The sequence below is a fragment of the Candidatus Njordibacter sp. Uisw_056 genome, assembly GCF_047730085.1.
Classification (GTDB): domain Bacteria; phylum Pseudomonadota; class Gammaproteobacteria; order Pseudomonadales; family Balneatricaceae; genus Njordibacter.
The window spans coordinates 19,807-42,500 of record NZ_CP159830.1; the positions used below are offsets into that span (position 1 = coordinate 19,807).

Annotated in this window: 27 protein-coding genes (1 of these 27 running past the window's edge); 17 read left to right on the plus strand and 10 right to left on the minus strand. The window is 45.7% G+C overall.

Annotated features, from left to right (window positions below; genetic code table 11):
• Position 1: 1 nt before the first annotated feature.
• Entirely contained in the window at positions 2–823 is an 822-nt protein-coding gene (aroE, locus tag ABXT60_RS00085; protein ID WP_443630754.1) for a shikimate dehydrogenase, read from the plus strand.
• Positions 824–875: 52 nt separating this feature from the next.
• Positions 876–1,574 carry an aspartate/glutamate racemase family protein gene (locus tag ABXT60_RS00090; RefSeq protein WP_443630755.1) on the plus strand — a complete coding sequence of 233 codons (699 nt, stop codon included), beginning with the start codon at positions 876–878 and terminating at the stop codon, positions 1,572–1,574.
• An 8-nt stretch (positions 1,575–1,582) separates the two neighbouring features.
• Here ABXT60_RS00090 and ABXT60_RS00095 read toward each other — a convergent pair whose 3' ends face one another.
• Complete coding sequence (locus ABXT60_RS00095) at positions 1,583–2,314, minus strand: YebC/PmpR family DNA-binding transcriptional regulator (protein ID WP_443630756.1); 732 nt, start codon at positions 2,312–2,314, stop codon at positions 1,583–1,585.
• 123 nt (positions 2,315–2,437) lie between these two features.
• On the opposite strand from ABXT60_RS00095, the gene ABXT60_RS00100 reads away from it, so the two are divergent.
• Complete coding sequence (locus tag ABXT60_RS00100) at positions 2,438–2,935, plus strand: GNAT family N-acetyltransferase (RefSeq protein ID WP_443630757.1); 498 nt, start codon at positions 2,438–2,440, stop codon at positions 2,933–2,935.
• Positions 2,936–2,994: 59 nt separating this feature from the next.
• Positions 2,995–3,549 carry a peroxiredoxin gene (locus tag ABXT60_RS00105; RefSeq protein ID WP_443630758.1) on the plus strand — a complete coding sequence of 185 codons (555 nt, stop codon included), beginning with the start codon at positions 2,995–2,997 and terminating at the stop codon, positions 3,547–3,549.
• Positions 3,550–3,627: 78 nt separating this feature from the next.
• On the opposite strand, the gene ABXT60_RS00110 is transcribed toward ABXT60_RS00105, so the two are convergent.
• The 3 genes from ABXT60_RS00110 to ABXT60_RS00120 are packed head-to-tail and all read right to left on the minus strand — an operon-like array spanning position 3,628 to position 5,584.
• A complete protein-coding gene (locus ABXT60_RS00110; protein ID WP_443630759.1) occupies positions 3,628–4,521 on the minus strand; it encodes a DMT family transporter in 894 nt (297 codons plus the stop codon).
• A 29-nt stretch (positions 4,522–4,550) separates the two neighbouring features.
• Positions 4,551–5,048, minus strand: a complete 498-nt coding sequence (gene gpt, locus ABXT60_RS00115) for a xanthine phosphoribosyltransferase (protein ID WP_443630760.1) — start codon at positions 5,046–5,048, stop codon at positions 4,551–4,553.
• A complete protein-coding gene (locus ABXT60_RS00120) occupies positions 5,045–5,584 on the minus strand; it encodes a gamma carbonic anhydrase family protein (protein ID WP_443630761.1) in 540 nt (179 codons plus the stop codon). The genes gpt and ABXT60_RS00120 overlap by 4 nt, the downstream gene beginning before the upstream one ends.
• Before the next feature lie 91 nt (positions 5,585–5,675).
• Here ABXT60_RS00120 and ABXT60_RS00125 point away from each other — a divergent pair, with 91 nt between their 5' ends.
• Complete coding sequence (locus tag ABXT60_RS00125; RefSeq protein ID WP_443630762.1) at positions 5,676–7,760, plus strand: M3 family metallopeptidase; 2,085 nt, start codon at positions 5,676–5,678, stop codon at positions 7,758–7,760.
• Positions 7,750–7,989 (plus strand): YheV family putative metal-binding protein, encoded by a 240-nt coding sequence (locus tag ABXT60_RS00130; RefSeq protein WP_046484539.1) that lies wholly within the window; start codon positions 7,750–7,752, stop codon positions 7,987–7,989. Before ABXT60_RS00125 ends, ABXT60_RS00130 begins: the two co-directional genes overlap by 11 nt.
• Before the next feature lie 20 nt (positions 7,990–8,009).
• Here ABXT60_RS00130 and ABXT60_RS00135 read toward each other — a convergent pair whose 3' ends face one another.
• From ABXT60_RS00135 to ABXT60_RS00150, 4 genes are read right to left on the minus strand one after another with little or no spacing between them, the layout of a single operon-like run.
• Positions 8,010–9,359, minus strand: coding sequence for an MATE family efflux transporter (locus ABXT60_RS00135; RefSeq protein WP_443630763.1), 1,350 nt, complete (start codon positions 9,357–9,359; stop codon positions 8,010–8,012).
• A gap of 1 nt (position 9,360) precedes the next feature.
• Positions 9,361–10,155, minus strand: coding sequence for a zinc ABC transporter permease subunit ZnuB (gene znuB / locus ABXT60_RS00140; protein ID WP_046484537.1), 795 nt, complete (start codon positions 10,153–10,155; stop codon positions 9,361–9,363).
• The gene (gene znuC, locus ABXT60_RS00145) at positions 10,148–10,927 is read right to left on the minus strand and encodes a zinc ABC transporter ATP-binding protein ZnuC (protein ID WP_443630764.1); all 780 of its coding nucleotides are present in this window, start codon (positions 10,925–10,927) and stop codon (positions 10,148–10,150) included. The genes znuB and znuC overlap by 8 nt, the downstream gene beginning before the upstream one ends.
• Positions 10,924–11,466, minus strand: a complete 543-nt coding sequence (locus ABXT60_RS00150) for a Fur family transcriptional regulator (protein WP_443630765.1) — start codon at positions 11,464–11,466, stop codon at positions 10,924–10,926. The genes znuC and ABXT60_RS00150 overlap by 4 nt, the downstream gene beginning before the upstream one ends.
• Before the next feature lie 41 nt (positions 11,467–11,507).
• On the opposite strand from ABXT60_RS00150, the gene ABXT60_RS00155 reads away from it, so the two are divergent.
• Positions 11,508–12,320, plus strand: coding sequence for a metal ABC transporter solute-binding protein, Zn/Mn family (locus tag ABXT60_RS00155; RefSeq protein ID WP_443630766.1), 813 nt, complete (start codon positions 11,508–11,510; stop codon positions 12,318–12,320).
• A gap of 24 nt (positions 12,321–12,344) precedes the next feature.
• Here the strand turns inward: ABXT60_RS00155 and ABXT60_RS00160 are convergent, their stop codons facing one another.
• Positions 12,345–13,322 (minus strand): homoserine kinase, encoded by a 978-nt coding sequence (locus ABXT60_RS00160; RefSeq protein ID WP_443630767.1) that lies wholly within the window; start codon positions 13,320–13,322, stop codon positions 12,345–12,347.
• 146 nt (positions 13,323–13,468) lie between these two features.
• Here ABXT60_RS00160 and polA point away from each other — a divergent pair, with 146 nt between their 5' ends.
• On the plus strand, positions 13,469–16,255 hold the full coding sequence (polA, locus tag ABXT60_RS00165; RefSeq protein ID WP_443630768.1) for a DNA polymerase I: 2,787 nt from the start codon (positions 13,469–13,471) through the stop codon (positions 16,253–16,255).
• A 206-nt stretch (positions 16,256–16,461) separates the two neighbouring features.
• Here the strand turns inward: polA and yihA are convergent, their stop codons facing one another.
• Positions 16,462–17,148 carry a ribosome biogenesis GTP-binding protein YihA/YsxC gene (yihA, locus tag ABXT60_RS00170; RefSeq protein WP_443630769.1) on the minus strand — a complete coding sequence of 229 codons (687 nt, stop codon included), beginning with the start codon at positions 17,146–17,148 and terminating at the stop codon, positions 16,462–16,464.
• A 171-nt stretch (positions 17,149–17,319) separates the two neighbouring features.
• Here yihA and ABXT60_RS00175 point away from each other — a divergent pair, with 171 nt between their 5' ends.
• The 9 genes from ABXT60_RS00175 to tatC form a co-directional block, all read left to right on the plus strand.
• Positions 17,320–17,925, plus strand: a complete 606-nt coding sequence (locus tag ABXT60_RS00175) for a c-type cytochrome (RefSeq protein ID WP_443630770.1) — start codon at positions 17,320–17,322, stop codon at positions 17,923–17,925.
• 142 nt (positions 17,926–18,067) lie between these two features.
• Positions 18,068–18,685, plus strand: coding sequence for a thiol:disulfide interchange protein DsbA/DsbL (locus ABXT60_RS00180; RefSeq protein ID WP_443630771.1), 618 nt, complete (start codon positions 18,068–18,070; stop codon positions 18,683–18,685).
• Positions 18,686–18,777: 92 nt separating this feature from the next.
• The gene (gene ubiE, locus ABXT60_RS00185; RefSeq protein ID WP_443630772.1) at positions 18,778–19,536 is read left to right on the plus strand and encodes a bifunctional demethylmenaquinone methyltransferase/2-methoxy-6-polyprenyl-1,4-benzoquinol methylase UbiE; all 759 of its coding nucleotides are present in this window, start codon (positions 18,778–18,780) and stop codon (positions 19,534–19,536) included.
• A 22-nt stretch (positions 19,537–19,558) separates the two neighbouring features.
• Complete coding sequence (ubiB, locus tag ABXT60_RS00190) at positions 19,559–21,175, plus strand: ubiquinone biosynthesis regulatory protein kinase UbiB (protein ID WP_443630773.1); 1,617 nt, start codon at positions 19,559–19,561, stop codon at positions 21,173–21,175.
• A complete protein-coding gene (hisI, locus tag ABXT60_RS00195; protein WP_443630774.1) occupies positions 21,175–21,570 on the plus strand; it encodes a phosphoribosyl-AMP cyclohydrolase in 396 nt (131 codons plus the stop codon). Before ubiB ends, hisI begins: the two co-directional genes overlap by 1 nt.
• A complete protein-coding gene (locus tag ABXT60_RS00200) occupies positions 21,563–21,889 on the plus strand; it encodes a phosphoribosyl-ATP diphosphatase (protein WP_443630775.1) in 327 nt (108 codons plus the stop codon). The genes hisI and ABXT60_RS00200 overlap by 8 nt, the downstream gene beginning before the upstream one ends.
• Positions 21,890–21,913: 24 nt before the next feature.
• The gene (gene tatA / locus ABXT60_RS00205) at positions 21,914–22,156 is read left to right on the plus strand and encodes a Sec-independent protein translocase subunit TatA (RefSeq protein ID WP_443630776.1); all 243 of its coding nucleotides are present in this window, start codon (positions 21,914–21,916) and stop codon (positions 22,154–22,156) included.
• Between the two features lie 11 nt (positions 22,157–22,167).
• Positions 22,168–22,488: a Sec-independent protein translocase protein TatB gene (tatB, locus tag ABXT60_RS00210; protein WP_443630777.1), complete on the plus strand. Its 321-nt coding sequence runs from the start codon at positions 22,168–22,170 to the stop codon at positions 22,486–22,488.
• Positions 22,489–22,506: 18 nt separating this feature from the next.
• Positions 22,507–22,694 carry the start of a twin-arginine translocase subunit TatC gene (tatC, locus tag ABXT60_RS00215; RefSeq protein ID WP_443630778.1) on the plus strand. The gene runs 604 nt beyond the window's last position, so the window shows 188 of its 792 coding nt (coding positions 1–188); its start codon is at positions 22,507–22,509; the stop codon falls past the right edge of the window.

Sequence of the window (22,694 nt, forward strand, 5' to 3'; positions counted from 1 at the left end):
CATGCCTATCCATCAGTATCGTGTGTTTGGTAACCCTATTCATCAAAGTAAATCCCCTAGTATTCATAAGGCATTTGCGCATGCCACCCACCAACACCTGAACTACCAAGCGCAGCTAGTATTAGACGACGAGTTCGAGCGCACCGTGACGGCGTTTTTTGCTTCTGGTGGCAAAGGCCTGAATATAACGGTACCTTTTAAGCAACGAGCTTTTGCTATGGCGCAAATGCTAAGCCCAGCTGCGCAAAAAGCGGAGGCCGCCAACACCCTTTATTTAAATGAACAAGGGCAGTTAGTGGCTGAAAATACAGACGGAATGGGTTTAGTCCGTGACATCTGCAGCAATCTAGGAGGAGAATTAACAGCCAAACGAATTTTAGTTATAGGCGCAGGTGGCGCTGTTAGAGGAATACTGCAACCCCTCCTTGCACAACAACCACTGGCTATAGTTGTGGCTAACCGAACCCACAGTAAGGCTGAACAACTGGCTGAATCTTTTACAGACCTAGGCAACATTAGTGCTTGCCCTATGGCGCAACTTCAAGGCTCATTTGATTGGATTATTAACGGTACTTCGGCAAGCTTAGCGGGTGACCTCCCTGCGTTACCTGGTGGATTAATTAACCCCAGCACCCGCTGCTACGACATGATGTACTCTGCCGATACTACAGTGTTCAATGCATGGGCGATCGAGCAAGGCGCAGAGCAAGCAGACGATGGTTTGGGCATGTTAGTTGAACAAGCCGCTCAATCCTTCAGGTTATGGCGTGGCGTTTTACCGCCCACTGCAGAGGTCTTGCAGGCATTACGAAGGTCAATCTAATGATCGTTGCCTACCTAACAATACTCTTTGTGCGTCACCAGAGCACTATTCTATGAAAACGATTGGCCTTATAGGCGGTATGAGTTGGGAATCTACAAGTCTCTATTACAGCGCTATTAATCAAGGGGTTAGGGAAAGTTTAGGTGGCCTACATAGTGCTAAAATTTGTCTATATAGTGTAGATTTTTACGAAATTGAGCAATTACAGCATCAAGGCAAATGGCAACAAACAGCAGACATTTTAGCCAAGGCGGCTGAAGCAGTAGAAGCGGGTGGCGCGGATCTTTTTTTAATTTGTACCAACACCATGCACAAGGTTGCTCCAGAAGTTCAGGCAGCGGTGAATATTCCCCTATTGCATATAGCCGACGCTACAGCTAACAAACTGTTAGCGGATGGCATTACTAAAGTTGGGTTGCTGGGCACTGGGTTTACTATGCAGCAGGATTTTTACCAAGGACGTTTGACTCAAGGATTTGGCATCCAGGTGATTACGCCAAATGCAGAGCAGCAACAGAAGGTTCATGAGGTGATCTACAAAGAACTGTGCCTGGGTAACATTAACAAGCAGTCTAAGCGTTACTACCTTGAGGTGATTCAAGATTTATATAATCAAGGTGCTCAAGCCGTTATTTTAGGCTGCACAGAAATCACTTTGCTGGTTAAACAAGCTGAGACTTCAGTTCCCCTTTACGACACTACCGCCATTCACGCTCAAAGCGCAGTGGCGGCTGCATTGGATGATACCTGAGGTGCTGTTTAACTAAGCTCGGCGCTGTGATAAATGTTTTGTACGTCATCAAGGTCTGTCAGCATGTCTAAAAAAGTTTCAAACATTGCTGCGTCATCACCCGTTATTGGGCTCGTATTTTGTGGGATGAATTGGATCTCATCCACTTCAAACTCAAACTTACCTTCATCGTTACCTAAAGTATCGATGAGCGCTTGCTTGGTTTTGTTGTACTCAGTGTTAGGTGCAAATACAGTCGTCTTACCATCCTCACATTCAACGTCGGTCACATCTACGTCGGCTTCCATTAGCGCTTCCAGTACGGCATCTTCGTCATCACCGTCAAATACAAAAATAGCACTATGATCAAACATGTGGCCTACACTACCTGAGGTACCAATTTTGCACTTAGTTTTAGTGAAGCATAGGCGTACGTCACCAAAAGTACGGTTTGGATTGTCTGTTAGGCACTCAACAATCACCATAGCATTGCCCGGGCCATAACCTTCATAACGCGCGGTGGAGTAGTCTTCACCGCCACCACCTTTGGCTTTTTCTAATGCCTTATCGATCACGTGGCTAGGCACTTGATCTTTTTTGGCCTTATCGATGAGGGTGCGAAGCGCCAAGTTACCATCGGGTTCCACACCACCAGATTTTGCACAAACGTAAATTTCACGGCCGTATTTGCTATACACCTTAGCTTTAGCGTCAGATGTTTTGGCGATGTCTAACTTTTTGTTTTGGTAGGCTCTGCCCATGGTATCTGTCCAGTGGAAAAAATCACTATAATTTTACCTTTATAATTGATCTGGCGAAAGCTACAGATGTAAACTTCTTTAATAACCCTAAAACAAGCGCTATTTCACTTAGGATTCAACACAATGAATATCCGAGAAGTTATTGATGGTGATTTTGATGGGATCTGGCCTATTTTTCATCACATCGTTAAGGCGGGTGAAACCTATGCCTACCCAAGAGACACTAGCAAGGTGCAAGCTGAAAAAATATGGCTAGAAGCCCCGCGGAAGACCTATGTGGTCGAAGAAGCCGGCATTATTGTTGGCACTTACTTCATCAAGACCAACCAGGCAGGCCCAGGGTCTCATGTGTGTAACTGTGGTTATATGGTCTCAGTTGGGGCAAGAGGGCGGGGCATAGCGTCTTTTATGTGTAAACATTCACAAAAACAAGCCAGTGTTTTAGGCTATAAAGCGATGCAGTTTAATTTTGTTGCAGTGACTAATAAAGGCGCGATAAAGCTATGGCACAAGTTAGGGTTTGAACAAGTGGGCCGTCTACCAAAAGCCTTTTTGCACCCAAGCTTAGGTTATGTCGATGCCCTCTTGATGTATAAATGGTTAGCATTACAATCTGCATAGACCTAACCCCAACCCCTGTATAGTATTGAGCCTATAGCCAACTCATAAGAGAAATACTGATGCAGCTCACTAACTTACCAGACCATTTGCCAGCGCCAAAAGATGATGGACTAAGTGACCATTTGTACGGCAGGCAGTGGCCCCCCGGGAGTCTGCTTGGGACTAACCAAGAGTGGGTTAATTTGGCCCAGATACATAATTATGTAGTGGTTTATGTCTACCCTATGACAGGGCGACCCGATGTGCCACTACCTGAGGGCTGGGATGACATTCCAGGGGCAAGGGGCTGCACCCCTCAGTCGTGTAGCTTTAGAGATCATTATGCACAACTGCAGCAGCTTCATGCCCATGTATTTGGTTTGAGTGTCCAGGCGAATGCCTATCAAATTGAAGCCCAGCAAAGGTTGCACCTGCCATTCGAACTACTAAGTGACAACCAATTGACGCTGAAATCAGCTTTGCATCTTCCCACATTTGAAGTAGCCAGTATGGAGTTATACAAGCGCATCACCCTTATCCTTAAACAGGGGCGCATCTGTAAGGTCTTTTACCCGGTGTTTCCCTCAAGTGAGAACGCCTCAGAGGTCCTTGAGTGGCTCAAGAGCCAAGATTAACCCAAGCGACTTACTGCTGCTTTACATACGAGGCAACGGGCTATGCTAGACCTCTCGAGCACTGTTGGTGTTGATCGCCTAAGCTTTGGAGCGTGCAAAAAAAGGCAGTTTAATACCCAAAACAAGCCCATTCCCAAGCAATACAAAGCCTAAACCACAGGCACTACTAAGACTCCAGGCATAGCCCTCAAATACAGTTGACAAGCCCAGAGCCACTACTGGGAACATGACCGTAGCATAGGCAGCTTTGTTGGCGCCAATCCGGCCTACGAGGGAAAGATAGGCTGTGAACCCTGCAACAGTGCCTATAATTGCTAAGTAAAGTAGACTACCAAGATAATGGGGCTGCGAGTCCCAGGTTAATGGTGTACCAGTAATAATTAATAAGGCGGCTAAAAATAGAGCCCCATAAAACATGGCATAAGCGCTGCTAGTAAAGGGTTTTAGGCCTTTTTTGTTATGCCTTACTGAGATCATGTTACCAAGAGAAAATAAAGATGTGCCTAGAAAGGCAAATCCAATGCTGCCTAAATTCACCCCTTTGGCCGAATCAGCCTTTAACTCTGGCCAAAACATTAAGCTAAGGCCAGCAATGCCTATAATGCTTGCAGCAAATACTACACGGGTTGGTCTTTCTCCCCAAAAAATACGGCTGTTAACGGCATTAAATAGGGTTGAGGCAGAAAAAATAACCGCCAGTAAGCCACTTGATATGTCTAAACCTGCAGTATAAACACACACAAAGTTTAGAGAAAACATACACATGCCTTGCAGGACCATAAACCCATGGTCTTGCTTGCTTGTGGCTTGCAAGCGACCGCTAAGAAGCACCAATGCCAGCATAATTGCTGCTGCTATCGTAAAGCGGTAAAATACTGAGGTAAGAATTGCAACGTCACCTAATTGCCAATGAATGGCGATCCAGGTAGTGCCCCAGATAAATACGGTGGATAAGTATAAAAATTGCGTCACGGCGGTTCCTGTTGGCTAAGCCATGATGTTTAGTCTTGCAGGTCTGCAATCGGTGTAGCAAAGCTGTGCGCCATATCCCACGGGAAACGAATCCAAGTGTCTTGGCTTACTTCCGTAATGTACATATCTACTGCGGGTTTGCCAGCTGGCTTCGCATACACAGTGGCAAAAGTAGCTTTAGGGACTAGGGCACGCACGGCTGTTGCTGTCTTGCCCGTATCGACAAGGTCATCAATAAGTAAAAACCCCTCACCGTCACCATCAAAACCTTTTAGTAACTTAAGCTGGCCTTGATCGCTAGCCTCCACACCGGCCTCAAGCTGGCCATAGCTAGAAATACAAATAGTATCAATTAAGCGAATGTCTAGCTCGCGGGCAATGATAGCCGCAGGTACTAGGCCTCCGCGGGTGATGGCAATAATACCCTCCCATGGCCCTTGACCCAATAAGCGCCAAGCTAGGGCACGGGCGTTGCGGTGTAGTTCTTCCCAAGAGATGGGGTAGTCTTTATGGTATGGATTGCTCATGGGTTTTCCTGTGCTAAGTACTGATTTTTAAGATTTACATAATTATTAGCCATATAGGTCAGGCTTGAGAGCTCAGCATCAGTTAAGGGGCGTTTTTGCCTTGCAGGGCTGCCGGCATATAAAAAGCCACTCACTAGCCTTTTACCTGGGGTAACTAGGCTGTTAGCGGCGATCATAACATCGTCATCCACCACTACGTCATCCATAATAGTACTGCCCATACCGACTAATACTCGATTACCGATGGTGCAGCCATGTAATATAGTACGATGCCCCACTGTGACCTGGTCTCCGATAATTAATGGATGCCCTGCTGGGTTGTGAGCACTTTTATGGGTAACATGTAAAATTGACCCATCTTGAATACTGGTAGAGTGACCAATTCGAATATGATTTACATCGCCACGGACCACGCTGTAGGGCCAAATAGATGAGTCTGCGCCAATATGAACATCACCTATAATAATGCACTCTGCGTCTGCAAATGCACTCGAATTAATCTGAGGGGTGACGTGTTTAAGGGGTCGAATAGACATTGTTGTTCCTAATTTGCAGCAAAACGTTGGGTATTAGTAAAAGAGGCACTATTATAACCCCACTAAGATACAAAACAATCGATGAGCCACTATGACCTTTCCTTCCTTACAAGATGTATTACTACTGCCAGACTTTGCTTCAATGGACCCGACCGGGTTGGCTGCAAAATTAGATAAGAAGCTAATAAACAACCAGCAGGCTATTGAACAACTGTTAAAAAACCAAGATACCCCAAACTATAACCGGTTGGTACCAGCCTTGGAACAGTTGGGTGATGAAGTTGATCAGCTGTGGGGGCCGCTAAGCCATTTACATGGGGTAAGTAATAGAGATGATATAAGAGCAGCTTTTGATGAGTGTCTGCCAAAACTGACCGCCTATGCCACACAGATGGGGCAAAATAAGGCGCTGTATTTGGCTTTTGTGGACCTGTTAAAAAGTGATGACTTTAACCAGCTAAGCCAACCAAAGCAGCAGTTTGTGAAACTTCAAATAAGAGATTTCAAGCTAGCTGGAGTCGCATTAAACCCGCAAAAGCAAAAAGAGTATGGCCAGCTAAAACAACAGATGGCGGAGCTTTCCACACGGTTTTCAAATCACCTAATGGATGCTACAGAAGCTTGGAGCAAGCATATAAAAAATAGTAAGCACTTACTCGGACTGCCTGAATCGGCCTTGCAGCAGGCTCAGGAAACAGCTAAATCTAAGGGCTTAGATGGGTATCTGTTAAAACTAGATTTTTCTTGTTATCACTCAGTCATGACCTTTGCAGAGAAAAGTGACCTTAGGCAAGAAATATATCAAGCCTTCAATACTCGAGCGTCTGATCAAGGGCCCTATGGTGGGCAGTTTGATAATACTCAGGTGATGCAAGAGCTGATAGGTTTACGGCATAAGGTGGCTAATCTTGTAGGGTTTGATCACTATGCAGATTATTCGGTCGCTACCAAAATGGCAGACTCTGGGCGAGCAGTTGAAATGTTTTTATCAGACCTCGCAAAAGGGTGTAAACCACAAGCTGAAGCAGACATGCAACAGTTACAAAAATTCGCCACCGAGTCAGGTGGGCCCACGCCAATGGCAGCATGGGATGTAGCTTATTACAGTGAAAAACTGCGTCAAAACCGCTACCACTTATCCCAAGAAGAGCTCAAGCCTTATTTTGCATTACCACAAGTGCAGGCCGGGTTATTTGATGTTGTTAAACGTATTTATGGCATTGAAGTGACGCCCTGCACAGGGGTGAGTACTTGGCACCAAGATGTAGGTTTTTATAAAGTGGCTCATGCAGGTAAAGCCATTGGTTATTTTTATTTTGATCTTTATGCACGAGAGCATAAACGTGGTGGTGCATGGATGGATGAATGCCGTAACCGCCAGTTTAAAGCCAACGGTGAACTACAACTACCTGTAGCTTACCTAGTATGTAACTTTGCACCCCCACTGGGGGGCAAGCCAGCTTTACTGACCCATGGTGAAGCCACCACCTTGTTCCATGAATTTGGCCATGGCTTACATCATATGATGACCAACATTGACGTTGCAGGTGTTGCTGGCATCAATGGTGTGGCATGGGACGCAGTGGAATTACCCAGCCAACTATTAGAAAACTGGTGTTGGCAGGAAGAGTCATTACGTTTGTTTGCTAAGCACTACCAAACAGGCAATGGCTTGCCAGAAGACTTATTGCAAAAAATGTTAGCAGCAAAAAACTTTCAAGCGGGCATGTTTGTCATGCGGCAACTAGAATTTGCCTTATTTGATTTGCGATTACATATGAACTACAACCCAGTTGCGCCCCAACCCATACAATCAGTGTTGAATGCTGTGCGCAAAGAAGTAGCAGTTGTAAAAGCACCAGAGTGGAATCGTTTTCAACATGGCTTTGCTCACATTTTTGCTGGTGGCTATGCATCCGGGTACTACAGCTACTTGTGGGCAGAAGTGTTGGCTGCAGATGTCTTTAGCCGATTTGAAGATGAGGGTATTTTTAACCCAAACACTGGTGCAGCACTTTGGCTGGATATAACTGGTCAAGGAGGCAGTCGGGACGCCATGGCTCTGTTCACCAAATTTATGGGGCGCGAACCTAGTGTAGACGCATTAATGCGCAACAAAGGGTTGGCTCACGCAGACAATCAGAAGTTAAGCCAAGGAGCCAGTGATGAAGGTTAGGTTTATTGCTGGCATTGTCTGCCCAAAATGTGGTGCTCAAGATAGCGTTCGTATCCATATCCCAGAGGATGGAGAGGCAGATGAGCAGTTGAGAGACTGCGTTACCTGCGGCCATGAAGAACGTATCGGACAAAGTGCGGCAACTCGGCAGGAAATGACTACACGGGTTAACCATACCGAATCTACTGCAGTGCAAGAAGTTGAGCCACAAGTTCTTAAACTACAGTAGCTAAGGTGACATATAGGCTTTTAGGTGTTGATAAACCACGCTTGTTTGTAGCTCAGCCATAAGTAACCAGCCAATGCAGCCATAGCCCTAACGCCACAAAAACCTAAGAATGCCCACCATAAGCCATTATTACCCCAAGGTTCTAATAGGTACCAAAGAGGCAGCAGGGCAATCAAGCTGGCTAGCACTGAGTAAAACATGGCTTGGGCTTGGGCAGCTCCTACAAAAATGCCATCACACAGATAGCTCCACACACTAATAATGGGTACCCACATTACCCATACCGCATGGTCGCTAGCGATGTCTCGTACGCTTTCAATAGTCGTTAACATATTGATAAATACATCGCTTAGTAGCCAAAATAAAACCGTTGCGACAGCAGATACTATGATGGAGTAAATAGCTGCAGCATTACATAGCTGGTAAAAACGACGCCTTTTTCTAGCCCCTAAAGCTTCACCACAGGCGGCTTCAATAGCAAAGGCAAAGCCATCCAACGCATAAGCCAGTAAGGTAACATATTGTAATAAAAGTGTGTTTGCAGCCAATACACTATCTCCCATACGGGCACTTTGGGAGGTGATAAAAGCAAACGCAAAAAGTAGCATTAAGGTACGCACAAATAGATAACTGTTGAGACGCATTAGCTGGTTTGCTAGGGGTGCAAAAGCATCCCAATCTAGGTGGAACGTTTGATTAAGTCGAGTGAGGTGACGCCAAACTAAAAGTAAAGCCAACATCAGACCGCAATAATCTGCTAACAAACTACCCCAGGCTACACCAGCACTGGTCATATCAAAACCAATTACAAATAGCAGGTTAAAGCCTATATTGCTCATGTTAGTGACTACTAGCAGAACCAAAGGGCTACGGCTATCCTGGCGGCCCAACAACCATCCCAGGCACACATAGGTGATGAGCACTGCTGGGGCGCTATAAATACGTATAGTGAGATACTCTTGGGCTAAAGCAGAGACCTGAGTGCTGGCACCCATGAGGGATACACCCAGTGGAATTAACCAGTTTTGCAATGCCATAATGGCTACACCAATAGCCAAAGCAAAAGCCCCTGGCATGAGCAACAACTGCATTAAGCGTGGGTTATTTCCAGCGCCATGGGCCTGTGCTGTAAGGCCTACAGTGCCCATACGTAAAAAACCAAAAGCCCAGTAGATAAACGTTAACAAGGTGCCGCCTAAGGCAACTGCACCTAAATAGCTGGCTTTATCTAGATGGCCCATAATGGCAGCGTCCACCAAGCCTAACAAGGGTACGCTTATATTGGAAATAATTAGGGGCCAAGCCAGATGCCATAGCTGCCCCATGTGTTTTGCTTTTGGTGCGTAGGTCAGCTGGCTGGTTTCTCCCATATCAAGACAGACGAAATGAGCGTGGGAAGCTAAACAACAAAAAGAACAAGGTGCTGGCAATCACTACTACAGATGGGCCGGCAGGGGTGTCATAGAACCAAGATAAAGCCAACCCCCCAGTTACAGCTAACATGCCAAGTAAACTGGCAAGCAACGCCATTTGCTCTGGAGAGCTGGACAAGCGACGAGCGGCAGCAGCAGGTATAATTAGCAGTGAAGTAATGAGTAATACCCCAACCACCTTCATTGCCACCGCGATCACCACTGCCACTAACAGCATCAGTAAGGTACGCATCCAAGCCACATTAATACCCTCAACCTGAGCTAATTCTTCGTTCACTGTAATGGACAATAAAGGCGTCCAAATACTTACTAATATGACTAAGACTAGGCAACAAGCTAGGGCGATCCAAAGCAGATCATGTTGTCCAATAGCTAGCAAATCACCAAATAAAAACCCCATTAAATCAATACTTTGATGATCAAAAAGGCTCAAGCTTACAAGCCCCAGCGATAAGCTTGCATGGGAGAGGATACCCAACAAGGTATCTGTTGCAATAATGCGCTTATGCACTAAGGTGCTAAGTAATAGGGCTAATAACAAACACACTAATACCACTGCTAGGCTAATATTAACTTGCAACAATAAACCTAAGGCAACGCCTAACAGTGCTGCATGTGCAAGAGTATCTCCAAAATAGGCCATCCGTCGCCAAACCATAAAAGAGCCTAAAGGCCCGGCTACTGCAGCAATCATTAACCCACCTAGCCAAGCCCATAATAAAAAATTAGCCATGGTCACAGCCCTCGTGATGTTCGCCTGCAATAATGTCGCCATGGCTGGTGTGGTGGTGATTGTGTTGATGGTTATACAAGGCTAGGTTACCTGCGCCTTGGGGGCCAAATAAATCTGTAAATGCAGGATCTTGACTGACTTGTTCAGGATGCCCTGAACAACAAATATGTTGGTTTAGACAAATTACCTGATCTGTTGCTGCCATGACTAGGTGCAAGTCGTGGGAGACCATTAGGATACCGCAGCCTAAGATGTTCCGTACCTGGCCAATAAGGTTATACAAAGACACTTGCCCGGTCACGTCGACACCTTGCACAGGCTCATCTAATACCAGTAAGTGGGGTTTACGGAGTAGGGCCCGTAATAATAAGATTCTTTGCGTCTCACCCCCAGAAAGCTCCTGCATTGGGCGATTAAGAAGTTTTTCAGCGCGACACTCATGCAGCAGATCGTGCCATAGCTGTGGGCTAAGCTGATGTTGCTTGTGGCGACCTAAATCCAAAAAGCGTGCCACTGTAAGGGGCAGCGTGTCTTCTAATTTTAATTTCTGAGGCATGTAGCCAATGCGTAATCCTTTGATGGTGGTAATGTCTCCACTAGTGGTTTTAATTAAGTTCAATAAGCTACGAACTAAAGTGGATTTTCCAGCACCGTTTGGGCCAATAACGGTAGTAATCTGTCCTGCTTCTAAAGATATATCCACCCCTTTAATGAGCCACCTGTTACCACGTTTTACGCCTAGGTCCGTGGCTGAAAGTAAAACCTCACTCACGGTTTGGGCTCCAAGGCTTTGGATTGGTCCAAGCACCCTTGGCAGGTGCCGACGATTTCAATGGTGTGTCGTTGTATTTTAAAACCATGCTGATCAGCACTCACCTTAAGGGCTAAGTTAATATATTGACTGTCTAGCTCCTGGGCTTGATGGCAATCTTGGCAGAGCAGAAAATGCCCTTCATGTGGCTTATCTGGATTACAGCAGCCCACATAAGCGTTAATACTTTCTAGTTTATGTAACAAGCCTTGACCACTTAAAAACTCAAGGGCACGGTACACTGTAGGTGGCGCCGAATTAAAGCCTTCTTTGGCTAAACTGGCTAACAATTCATAGGCCCCGATAGGTTGATGGCTCTGCCATACTAGTTCCAACACTCTTTGGCGGACAGGAGTGAGCTTCACACCCCGGTCAGCGCATAGGCTTTTAGCATGGCCAATAGCGCTAGAAATGCAGCGACTATGATCGTGGGGAGAAAATGCACTGGCTTTCATTGGATGGCCTTGGTCAGTTGACGGTGTTATAATATTACATAACATTTCCTAAAATTCCTAAAACTTTATTCTTAAAGGCCAATTGTATGCTCGTGTCTGTTCGATTTATTTCACGAATGTGGCTGTTTTGTGCATTGTCGAGTGTGAGTGCTATCGTATCAGCTGCAGTAACAGTATTACCGAGTACCCATGCCCTTTCCCTTGTGATCAAAGAGGTGGCAGGAGAGACCTTTGTGCCTTTATTACCCGCTAATGTTTCTCCCCATGATTTTAGCCTAAAACCTAGTCATATTCGTCGTTTGCAAAAGGCTGAACTTGTGGTTTGGCTGGGGCCTGAGTTAGAGCCCTATTTGGCTAAGGTAATGTTGCATATACCTAAACATAAACAATTTATTATTAATCGAGGGCGCTCCGCCTTAAAGTATGGAGAGCACCCCTGGACCAGTCCTGAGTATCTGTTGCAAGGTTTACAACAACTAAGCCAACACCTGAATAAACCATGGAGTAGTAAAACCTGGGTGCAACAGATGAATAATCTACATGAAGAGCTCTTTTTTCATCGCCGCTCATTGCAAGAAAAAAACCAAGGCTATTTAGTTTATCATGATGGTATAGGAGGTTTTGAGGCGTATTTTGGGCTTACCCATCTCGCTAGTTTTACCAACGCTGATGACCAACCACCAGGAGCCAAGCAATTGGCTATGATTGAGCAGCTTGCTAACGAGCAAAAAGTAGCCTGTATCCTTATAGACCATGAGGTGAGGCCTAAGCTTGTGAATGCTGTGCTAAAGCCAAGTATAAAGCGAGTCGCTATTGATATTTTAGCTGCCAACAGTACCTCAATCATAGGCTATATCACTCAACTTCAGCAGGCCATACTAAGCTGCGGCAAAGTGTGAGGATAATGCCTTTATCCAGAGCCGCTAGGGCAGCTGATGAAGCTGTTGCATGCGATGGCTTAAAATATCTTTAAATACATCTGGGTCTTTAAGTACAGTAACGCCTTCCTCGCGCTGATGGGAGTCTAAGCTATGGAAGGTTTCTAAGCGAGATAACCAAAAACGCATGGCTGCGGCAACTAGCATGGCGTTCCAATACTGGTGTTCTGCACTATTAAATGCACGTACGTTTGCATAGGCCTGTAAAAAGGCGTCATATAGGTTCGCGTCAATACTGCCATCTGGTGCGATGCACCAGTCATTCACTGTAATAGCCACATCAAATAATAGATAGTCGTTACTGGCGTTGTAAAGGTCGATAGTAGCGCTAAGTTGGCCATGGTTAAAGAGTGCGTTGTCATGAAATAAATCACCATGCACCACACCCCTTGGTAAGTCTGGTTGCTGGGTTTGCATCGCATCATACTGGCCAATGGCCATCATCAGCATCGTTGCGTCTGCACCATCTATGCATTGAGCCGCTCGTGGACCTAATTCGTTCCACCAGTTTTGCCCACGATGGCTATGGCGCAACGTGGTAAACCCTTGGCCAGCCACATGTAAACGAGCTAGCTCACGCCCCATAATGGCGCATTCATTTGTGCCAATCTCTGAGCGCGCTAGATGGTCGCCTGCAAAACGTGGAAACAATAGCGCTGGCTTATTAGCTAATAAGCTCAAGGCTATGCCATTATTGTCCCGCACCGGGGCAGGTACGGTTACATTGTTGATCACCAAGTGGTCTGTTAGATCAACAAAATAGGGCATTTCGTCGTAACTCAGATCTTCAAATAGGGTGAGCACAAAATCCTGTTGTGGCTGACCTTTTGTTTGCGTGGTGACAAAATAATTAGTATTTTCAATACCGCCGCTAATGCCTTTAAAGCCCAACAAGTCACCTAAGTTAAATGGTGCGATGTAAGTGCTAATTTGGGCATTGGTAAGGTGTGTGTATACGGCCATAGGATTACTACTTTTTAAAACTAATTGTGGTCATTAATTCGGTTGCAAATAGTACGCTTAGAGCAGCTTGAATTCAAGTTTAGGACGCTCCATTATGGTATTCTTTAACCTATCGGTGCCCATAAAGTTTCGTTTGAGAAGACATCATGACTGCAAAAGTATCCACTCCCGTTATATTGGTAGACGGTTCCTCTTATCTGTTTAGGGCATACCACGCGATGCCACCACTAAATAATAGTAAGGGAATGCCCACAGGTGCCATTAAAGGTGTAGTCAATATGATGCGCAGCCTGGCAAAGGATTACGCTGATGCTAATATTGTTGTGGTGTTCGATGCCAAGGGCCCAACCTTTCGTAATGAGATGTATGCAGAATATAAAGCCCACAGGCCACCCATGCCTGACGACATGCGCCCTCAAATAGAGCCCATACACCAAATTATTAAAGCGATGGGGCTACCATTATTGATGATATCAGGTGTAGAGGCGGATGACGTGATTGGCACTTTGGCAGCGCAAGCCACGGCCCAAGGTATTGATACGCTCATATCCACAGGTGACAAGGACATGGCTCAGCTTGTGAGTCCTCATGTTGGCTTAGTGAACACCATGACCAACACCTACCTCAATGAAGAGGGTGTGTTGGGTAAGTTTGGCGTAAGGCCTAATCAAATTATTGATTACCTAGCCATTGTTGGTGACACGGCTGACAATATCCCTGGCGTTCCCGGTGCTGGCCCAAAGACTGCAGTAAAGTGGCTAACACAATACGATACCTTAGAAACACTAATGGAAAATGCCCATGAGATTGGTGGAAAAATTGGTGAAAAATTACGTAACGCCCTAGAGTTCTTGCCTCTTTCTCAAGCCCTAACCACTATTAAACTAGACGTAGAACTTGAGCAAAAGTTAGAGCAAATGGTGCCCAAACCCGCAGATCAGGCTGCACTACTGGCCTTGTACCAAGACCTAGAGTTTAGATCATGGGCGAATGCATTGCTTCAAGATGGCGTAACAGCCAGTAGCCAGTCTAAGGTAGTAACTCAAAATCTAGGTGCTACCAATGCTGGTATGTCAGGTGTTGAAGAAACGAAGGTTGAAGCGCCCGTTCCTGCAGTTGTTGCCACTAAACACTACAGCACAATTTCTACTTTGGGTGAACTTGAGCCTTGGTTAAATGCCTGCAGAGATGCCCCTGTATTTGCCTTTGATACGGAAACCACCAGCCTTAACTACATGGACGCTCAACTGGTGGGTATTTCACTGTGTATCGAGGCGGGTACCGCTGTTTATGTGCCTTGTGGTCACGACTATGTGGGTGCGCCAGAACAAATTAGCCGGCCAGACCTTATCGCAGCAATAAAGCCTTTACTAGAAGATGCTAAGCAAGTGATTTGCGGGCAAAACTTAAAATATGATATTAATGTTTTAGCTAATTATGGCATTACATGGCAGGCACAGGTCATTGATAGCATGGTGCAATCTTACGTGCTCAATTCTACTGCCAGCCGTCATAATATGGATGCGTTGGCGCAACACTACCTTTTTTACCAAACTGTTAAATATGTAGATATTGCTGGTAAAGGAGTTAAGCAGCTCACGTTTAACCAAATAGATATAGAGCAAGCGGGCCCTTATGCTGCTGAAGATGCAGACGTTACCCTAAGGCTGGCGCAGTATTTTTCTGAATGCTTGGCCTTTGAACCAGCATTGGCGGCAGTTTATGACACTATAGAGCGCCCACTGGTAACCGTACTATCACGAATGGAGCGCACAGGTGCTTTGGTTGATGCTAAGGTACTAGGTGAGCAAAGCCAAGTGATTGGTAAGCGATTAATAGAGCTGGAACGTGAGGCATATGAGCTTGCCGGTGAAGTGTTTAATTTGTCATCAACACAGCAGCTAGGCGCCATTTTGTATGAAAAACTGGGTATTCCAGTGACTAAGAAAACGCCTAAAGGAAAGCCATCAACAGCGGAGGCAGTATTGCAGGAGTTGGCTCAAGACTACGAGTTGCCAAAATTGTTATTGGAATACCGCAGCCTTAGTAAACTAAAATCAACCTATACCGATAAGTTACCCCTAGAAATAAACCGTGCCACTGGGCGTATCCATACCTCCTACCATCAGGCAGTAGCGGCCACAGGGCGCTTATCTTCTAGTGATCCAAACCTGCAAAATATTCCCATCCGTAGCAGTGAAGGGCGTCAAATTAGACAGGCGTTCGTGGTGCCTAAGGGGCAAGTTATGGTGGCGGCAGATTATTCACAAATTGAATTGCGCATCATGGCCCACCTTTCTAAAGATGAAGGCTTATTAAATGCCTTTGCTGCTGGGCAGGATGTACATAAGGCTACTGCAGCAGAAGTATTTGGAGTGACTGTTGATCAAGTCACCAGTGATCAAAGACGCAGTGCGAAAGCCATTAACTTTGGCTTAATTTATGGGATGTCTGCCTTTGGCTTAGCTAAGCAACTGGGCATTAGCCGTGCCCAAAGCCAAGATTACATTGGTCGTTATTTCACTCGCTATCCAGGGGTGCAAGAATACATGGACGAAACCAAAGCCAAAGCTGCCAAGCAAGGTTATGTAGAAACCCTTTTCGGTCGGAGACTATACTTACCAGATATCAATGCGAGTAATGGCATTGCTCGTCAGGCTTCAGAGAGAACAGCGATTAATGCGCCAATGCAAGGTACTGCAGCAGATATTATCAAGCGCGCGATGATCAAGGTAGATGAGTGGTTAGCGTCTAGTGGCCTAAATGCGCGTATGACAATGCAAGTGCATGACGAATTAATTTTTGAAGTGGACGCAGCCCAGGTAGACGCCCTAGTAGCAGGAGTTAAGTCAGCAATGGAAGGTGCTGCAGACCTTTTAGTACCGCTCATCGTTGATGTGGGAGTAGGCGATAACTGGGATCAGGCGCATTAATTGCCTAATCTATTTAAAAAAATAAAATGAATTGGAACTAAATGCCCTCACAGGCGTCTGAGTACGTAACTAGCCAAGCGTTATTAACAGTTTACAAAGACGCCTACCCTGAAAATCGTTCCCCTCGGTCTTCAGGGTTTTTTTTGTGCAGGATTTATCCTATACCAGGTATGCCAAACAACAACGCATTGCCTAGAGCCTGATGTTTATGCATCAGGCTCGCTTACATGGCTTGCGATGGCCGTTTCATCCTGGGCTTGGGCCATGGAGCCAGCATTAATAATGGGTTTCATCCAGAGTACTAGCTGGCGTTCTAGATCAGCAATACCGTCCCCTTTGGAAGCAGAAAAACTTTGCATGCTGATCAAGCCTTCTGGGTGCTCAGGTAAGCCCTTCCTAACCTCTGTCTTAGCGTTCATGACGCCATTTTTTTTGAGCTTGTCTGCCTTAGTGAGCAACAAATGCAGCGGCAGTTTGGAGGCAATACACCAATCAATGATCATGCGATCAAATTCTTTTAAAGGATGACGTATATCCATCACTAATACCAAGCCTGATAGGCTTTCGCGCACTTCCAAGTATTGGTTAAGGTGTTTGCGCCATTTTAGTTGCATCGCCACTGGAACCTTAGCGTAACCGTAACCAGGTAGGTCCACCAACCGGCATTGGTCGATGTTAAGATTAAAAAAGTTTAGCAGCTGGGTGCGGCCAGGCGTTTTACTCGTTCTGGCTAGGGCCGGGTTGCGAGTGAGAGCGTTAATAGCACTAGACTTACCCGCATTAGAACGGCCAGCAAAGGCAACTTCGGAGCCAATATCTTGGGGGCACTCACTGACTTTACTTGCGCTAGTGGTAAATTCGGCAGAGCGAAAATTTAAGTGTTGGATCGTCATAATGTGTATCATTGATAAATTAGATGTCATTTTACATTATTTTTACGAAAATAAACGCTGATAAAAAGGCAATCTGCGCCTCACAATGGTGTTGTGTTATTGAAGTCGGGCCAACTGGGCCCTATAATGGAGGCAATGACCAGTTTATTTTATAAAGTTACAGGAAAACCGATGAAAAAAGTAATTGTATGTTTGATGATCGGCCTTGGTTGGATGGGCTTTGCTCATGCAGCTGGAGACGCAGAATCTGGACAAGGCAAGGTTGCGGTATGCAGTGGCTGTCATGGTGCTGATGGTAATAGCATGATTCCTATGTTTCCAAAGCTTGCCGGGCAAGGTGAGCTGTATCTTGTTAATCAGCTAAAAGCCATCCGTGACGGCGCTCGCAATGTGCCACAAATGACAGGCATATTAACAGGTCGTACTGACCAAGACTTGGCAGATATGGGTGCCTTTTATGCCAGTCAAAAAGGCACAGTGGGCGCAACAGATCCAGAGCTGTTTGAGCTAGGTCAACAAATATACCGTGCAGGCATTGCTACTAAGGGTGTTGCTGCATGTGCAGCTTGCCATTCGCCAACAGGGGGTGGAAATGCACAAGCAGGCTTCCCTGCTTTGGGTGGGCAGCACGCAAATTATATCGTCAGTCAGCTCAAGGCATACCGCACAGAAACCCGCAACAATGGTCAGGCGATCATGATGCAGCAAGTTGCAGCGTTGATGAGTGATAAAGAAATTGAAGCAGTGGCAAGCTATATTCAAGGCTTGTCGGAATAGTTGAGTAAGGTAAACGAAAAGGTGGCTAAGGCCGCCTTTTTTACCTTTTGGATTTAGTGAGTGTAAAGACGCCGTAAACCCGCTCACACTTTCTTGCTTAAACGTTAGTATTTAGACTTAAAGATCAATTAGGATTTAAATTATGTTGAAAAAAATCGTCACTATCATCGCTTTAGTTAGCTTGCCCATGTTTGTTTTGGCCGCAGACTACAAAGCTGGAACACACTATGTCGTGTTGGATAAGCCCATCAGTTCATCGCGCACCGAAACTATTGTGGTTAACGAGTTTTTTGGCTACACCTGTCCGCATTGTAATGACTTTGAACCGCAGCTGCACCGCTGGGCTGGTAAGCAAACTGATGATGTAACCTTTATGCCTATTCCTGTCGTTTTTGGCCGCAGCTGGGAACCGTATGCTAAGGCTTATTTTGTGGCACTTAACTTAGGCGTGCTAGAGCAGACACATCAAGCTATGTACGATGCCGTGCATATAGATGAGCGACGCATGACTAATCGGCAAGCATTAGCTGGCTTCTTTTCTGAACATGGCGTCGGCAAAGCCGATTTTGATAGTGCTTATGATTCTTTTGATCTACAAAATAAGCTACGTCAAGGTAGTCGCCTAGCTGCTCAGGCGCAAATCACGGGTGTGCCTTCCATGTTGGTCAATGGTAAGTATATGGTTAATGCAACATTAGCTGGCAGCAAGGAAGGTATGCTTGCAGTTGTCGATTACCTAGTTGAGCTAGAAAATAAATAAGCGTGATTAAGGCCACGACAAGGCCATAGCAGCAAGGTAGAATGGGGCCAAAGGGCATAAAAGCCTAAGTTTATAAATGGACACGCAAGCACATGAGCGATCAAGGCCCCAAGCCAACCACACACTTTGGTTTTAAAGAAGTCCCTACTGGTGACAAGGTCAGCAGGGTAGCTGGCGTGTTTCACTCTGTAGCAGCCAAATATGACGTGATGAATGACCTCATGTCGATGGGAATCCACCGCTTGTGGAAGCGCCAAACCATAGAAATGAGTGGCGTTAGGGCAGGTGACGCTGTGTTAGACCTTGCTGGTGGTACGGGAGATCTGACTATACGGTTTAGTCATTTGGTTGGGCCACAAGGTCGAGTTATTTTAGCTGATATTAATGAGTCAATGATGAAGGTTGGGCGTGATCGCCTAATTGATAAGGGCATAGTGGGTAACGTAAGTTATGTACAAGCCAATGCGGAAGCGCTACCCTTCCCAGACAACACCTTTGACTGCATAACGATTGCCTTTGGGTTGCGTAATGTGACTGATAAAGATAAGGCCTTAGTGTCAATGTGCCGAGTATTGAAGCCCGGCGGACGCCTTCTCGTGTTGGAATTCTCTAAAACTGATAATCCATTGCTGACAAAAGTATATGATACGTATTCGTTCAATATTTTACCAAAAATTGGCAAACTCATTACCGATGATGAGGACAGCTATCGTTACTTGGCAGAATCTATTCGCATGCACCCAGACCAAGCCACATTAAAGGGTATGATGGAAAACGCAGGGTTAGTTAACTGCCGCTTCCACAACATGACTGGTGGAATTGTGGCTTTGCATTTCGGCGTTAAGCCGTAAGTAGTGGAAAGATAAGCATCCCATGAAAGCAATTCTGCGCGGCCTCTCCATTCTTCGTGTGATCATTCGGTATCGCCTAGATCTCCTGCTGTTAGGGTATGCATTGCCACTGCCAGTGCGGCTGATATTGTGGTGTATGCCATGGCGTCTGTTAGTTCGCGTGCGAGGGCCTGTTTCTCAGCGCATACGTTTGGCATTGATTGATTTAGGCCCAGTATTTGTTAAATTTGGCCAGTTGTTATCTACTCGTAGAGACATGTTGGATGACGATTTAGCAGAGCAGCTGGCGACATTGCTTGATAAAGTTCCTCCCTTTGACAGCCAAGAATCCAAGCGCCTCATAGAGCAAGCTTTAAAGCAAAGTGTCACTCAGGCTTTTGCAGAATTTGATGATGTGCCACTTGCCTCTGCTTCTGTAGCGCAGGTTCATAGTGCACGGTTAATGACTGGCGAATCAGTTGTCGTGAAAATAATCCGTCCAGGCATTAAGCTGACCATTGAGCGAGATTTACGCTTGATGCGTCTATTGGCAAAGTGGATCAATGCAACGGTTCCAGACCTTCGTCGCCTGCGCCTACAAGGCGTTATTGATGAATACGAAAAGACTATTTTAGACGAACTAGACTTGCAGCGTGAAGCGGGTAATGCCAGCCAACTTAGGCGCAATTTTGACAACTCTAACCTGTTGTATATCCCCAAAATTTATTGGGACTTGAGCAACCCTTCGGTGTTGGTACAAGAGCGTATTTTTGGACTGCATGTTAACGATATTGAAGCCATTGAAAATGCGGGCATAAGTCGCCAGGAGCTGGCTAAGCGTGGAGTTGAAATTTTCTTCACTCAAGTGTTCCGGGACAGTTTTTTCCATGCGGACATGCACCCAGGTAATATTTTTGTTAATCCCACAATTCCGCATGACCCGCAATATATGGCTGTGGACTTCGGTATCGTCGGCAGTCTAACTCAAGAGGATCAGGCGTATTTGGCCCGCATATTGTTAGCCTTCTTTAATCGTGACTATCGCCAAATTGCTCAGTTGCATGTGGACTGCGGCTGGTTACCAGCAGACACAAAAGTGCATGAATTTGAAGCTGCTATTCGTGGCGTGAGTGAGCCCATATTTTCAAAACCTTTGGCAGAAATTTCGTTTGCCCAAGTGTTACTTGGTCTATTTCAGACGGCTCGTCGGTTTAATATGCAGGTCCAGCCGCAGCTGGTGCTGTTGCAAAAAACTATGCTCAACATAGAAGGCTTGGGTCGCCAACTTTATCCGCAATTGAACCTGTGGGAAACCGCTCAACCCATTCTAGAGCAGTGGTTTAAACGCCAAGTAAGCCCTAAGCAAGTGTACCTTCAGCTGAAACAAGAATGGCCAGACTTGGCGCAGCAGTTGCCCCATTTACCCGGCCTGATTCATGATGCTTTGCAGCAAACCTCCAATCCTCTTCCCCCGCCTCATGTTTCTAAAAATGTGCCTAACGGAAAAGGGCATTGGAGTGGGTTGATTGGCTTGGTTCTTGTTATAGGGGCCGCTGTGTTACAGCGTATCGCCTTATCGGATCAAGTATGGGTTGCTCCAGCAAGTGTGTTGCTGGGGCTTGTGGGTATATTAGTGTTGTGGAATAGAGGGAATCGTTGATGTCTAGAAGTCATTGGTTGGATGAAATTAAGTGGGATGACAAAGGTTTGGTGCCTGCTATCGCGCAAGACTATCAAACAGGCCAAGTTTTGATGATGGCTTGGATGAACCGAGAGTCCTTAATGCTTACAGAGCAAGAGCAACGGGCAGTATATTGGTCGCGTTCGCGGGCGCGCTTATGGCGCAAGGGTGAAGAATCAGGCCATGTGCAAAAGTTATATAGTGTTCAGTTAGACTGTGATGCCGATGTTATTTTATTAAAGGTAGAGCAAGTAGGCGGCATTGCCTGCCATACAGGTCGCCCCCACTGCTTCTTTAGGCGCTTATTAAATGGTGAGTGGAAGGAAAATGTTGCAGTAGCTAAAGACCCAAAGGAGATCTATAATCATGACTGATGTGTTAAATGCTCTGCAGTTAGTGTTGGAAGAGCGCAAGCAGGCAGCGCCGGAATCATCTTATGTGGCTAGCTTGCATGCGCAAGGACTGAATAAAATACTGGAAAAAATTGGTGAAGAAACCACAGAGGTTATTCTGGCAGCAAAAGACGCGCAAGATCAAGCTACGACTAAAGCCGTCATTGCCGAAACAGCCGATTTATGGTTCCATTGTTTGGTGATGTTGTCGCACCTAGGTGAAGATCATACCGCTGTGTTACAAGAGTTAGAGCGCCGATTTGATCTCTCGGGTATAGTTGAAAAGGCTAATCGTAGTTAGTAATTTATTTATGAGGAGTAAAGCATGGGTTTAGGTGGAATTAGTATTTGGCAGTTGGTGATTGTTTTAGCTATTATCTTGTTGTTATTTGGTAGTAAGAAATTACGCAACATTGGTGGTGATCTCGGTAATGCAGTCAAAGGCTTTAAGTCAGCGATGAAAGATGGCACAACAGAGCCAAAAGCAATTGATGAGAAGCTAGAGAAGGATGCCAGTTTTAGTGCGGATACTTCTGCTGAAAAAGAACCTGAAAAAACTGACAAGTAGCGGCCAACTCTATGTTTGATATTGGTTTTACAGAGTTAGTTTTAGTGGGTGTCATTGGTCTATTAATACTAGGTCCAGAGCGCATGCCTATAGCAGTGCGAACTGTTGGTTTATGGGTGGGCAAAATAAAGCGCACAGTGGGTGGAGTTCAAAAAGAGATTCAAGATGAATTGAGAATTGATGAAATCCGTAAGAAGGCTGATGAAAACCGCAAAGCCATTGAAGGTCGAATGGCTGAATTACAAGCAGAAACGGATATTATGGAAGCTCCAGTAGTTGCCGCATCAGAAAATAAAGCTGAACCCAAAGAGCCCTCAATTGGCGGGTCCTAACCGTTTTTGGAACATACTATGAGTGACGCAAAGGCCTACACCACCGAACAAGAGTCTCAATTACCCTTAATGGGCCACCTAATAGAGCTGCGCAATCGGTTATTAAAGGCGGTAGTGCTGGTGGTATTGTTATTTGCTTGCATGTTCCCCTTTGCCAACGAATTCTACTTATATTTATCCATTCCTTTACGTAGTTTGTTGCCTGA

Excerpts from the sequence above, each read along its gene's own strand:
- ABXT60_RS00130 (WP_046484539.1), top strand. The coding sequence starts at position 7,750 with ATGAAGGTTAGGTTTATTGCTGGCATTGTCTGCCCAAAATGTGGTGCT.
- ABXT60_RS00135 (WP_443630763.1), bottom strand. The coding sequence starts at position 9,359 with ATGGGAGAAACCAGCCAGCTGACCTACGCACCAAAAGCAAAACACATG.
- tatA (WP_443630776.1), top strand. The coding sequence starts at position 21,914 with ATGGGTTTAGGTGGAATTAGTATTTGGCAGTTGGTGATTGTTTTAGCT.
- ABXT60_RS00125 (WP_443630762.1), top strand. The coding sequence starts at position 5,676 with ATGACCTTTCCTTCCTTACAAGATGTATTACTACTGCCAGACTTTGCT.
- ABXT60_RS00160 (WP_443630767.1), bottom strand. The coding sequence starts at position 13,322 with ATGGCCGTATACACACACCTTACCAATGCCCAAATTAGCACTTACATC.
- hisI (WP_443630774.1), top strand. The coding sequence starts at position 21,175 with ATGTCTAGAAGTCATTGGTTGGATGAAATTAAGTGGGATGACAAAGGT.
- ABXT60_RS00120 (WP_443630761.1), bottom strand. The coding sequence starts at position 5,584 with ATGTCTATTCGACCCCTTAAACACGTCACCCCTCAGATTAATTCGAGT.
- aroE (WP_443630754.1), top strand. The coding sequence starts at position 2 with ATGCCTATCCATCAGTATCGTGTGTTTGGTAACCCTATTCATCAAAGT.
- tatB (WP_443630777.1), top strand. The coding sequence starts at position 22,168 with ATGTTTGATATTGGTTTTACAGAGTTAGTTTTAGTGGGTGTCATTGGT.
- znuB (WP_046484537.1), bottom strand. The coding sequence starts at position 10,155 with ATGGCTAATTTTTTATTATGGGCTTGGCTAGGTGGGTTAATGATTGCT.
- ABXT60_RS00100 (WP_443630757.1), top strand. The coding sequence starts at position 2,438 with ATGAATATCCGAGAAGTTATTGATGGTGATTTTGATGGGATCTGGCCT.
- ABXT60_RS00200 (WP_443630775.1), top strand. The coding sequence starts at position 21,563 with ATGACTGATGTGTTAAATGCTCTGCAGTTAGTGTTGGAAGAGCGCAAG.
- polA (WP_443630768.1), top strand. The coding sequence starts at position 13,469 with ATGACTGCAAAAGTATCCACTCCCGTTATATTGGTAGACGGTTCCTCT.
- ABXT60_RS00150 (WP_443630765.1), bottom strand. The coding sequence starts at position 11,466 with ATGTTATGTAATATTATAACACCGTCAACTGACCAAGGCCATCCAATG.
- gpt (WP_443630760.1), bottom strand. The coding sequence starts at position 5,048 with ATGAGCAATCCATACCATAAAGACTACCCCATCTCTTGGGAAGAACTA.
- ABXT60_RS00180 (WP_443630771.1), top strand. The coding sequence starts at position 18,068 with ATGTTGAAAAAAATCGTCACTATCATCGCTTTAGTTAGCTTGCCCATG.
- ABXT60_RS00105 (WP_443630758.1), top strand. The coding sequence starts at position 2,995 with ATGCAGCTCACTAACTTACCAGACCATTTGCCAGCGCCAAAAGATGAT.
- ubiB (WP_443630773.1), top strand. The coding sequence starts at position 19,559 with ATGAAAGCAATTCTGCGCGGCCTCTCCATTCTTCGTGTGATCATTCGG.
- ABXT60_RS00155 (WP_443630766.1), top strand. The coding sequence starts at position 11,508 with ATGCTCGTGTCTGTTCGATTTATTTCACGAATGTGGCTGTTTTGTGCA.
- yihA (WP_443630769.1), bottom strand. The coding sequence starts at position 17,148 with ATGACGATCCAACACTTAAATTTTCGCTCTGCCGAATTTACCACTAGC.
- ABXT60_RS00175 (WP_443630770.1), top strand. The coding sequence starts at position 17,320 with ATGAAAAAAGTAATTGTATGTTTGATGATCGGCCTTGGTTGGATGGGC.
- ABXT60_RS00095 (WP_443630756.1), bottom strand. The coding sequence starts at position 2,314 with ATGGGCAGAGCCTACCAAAACAAAAAGTTAGACATCGCCAAAACATCT.
- ubiE (WP_443630772.1), top strand. The coding sequence starts at position 18,778 with ATGAGCGATCAAGGCCCCAAGCCAACCACACACTTTGGTTTTAAAGAA.
- ABXT60_RS00090 (WP_443630755.1), top strand. The coding sequence starts at position 876 with ATGAAAACGATTGGCCTTATAGGCGGTATGAGTTGGGAATCTACAAGT.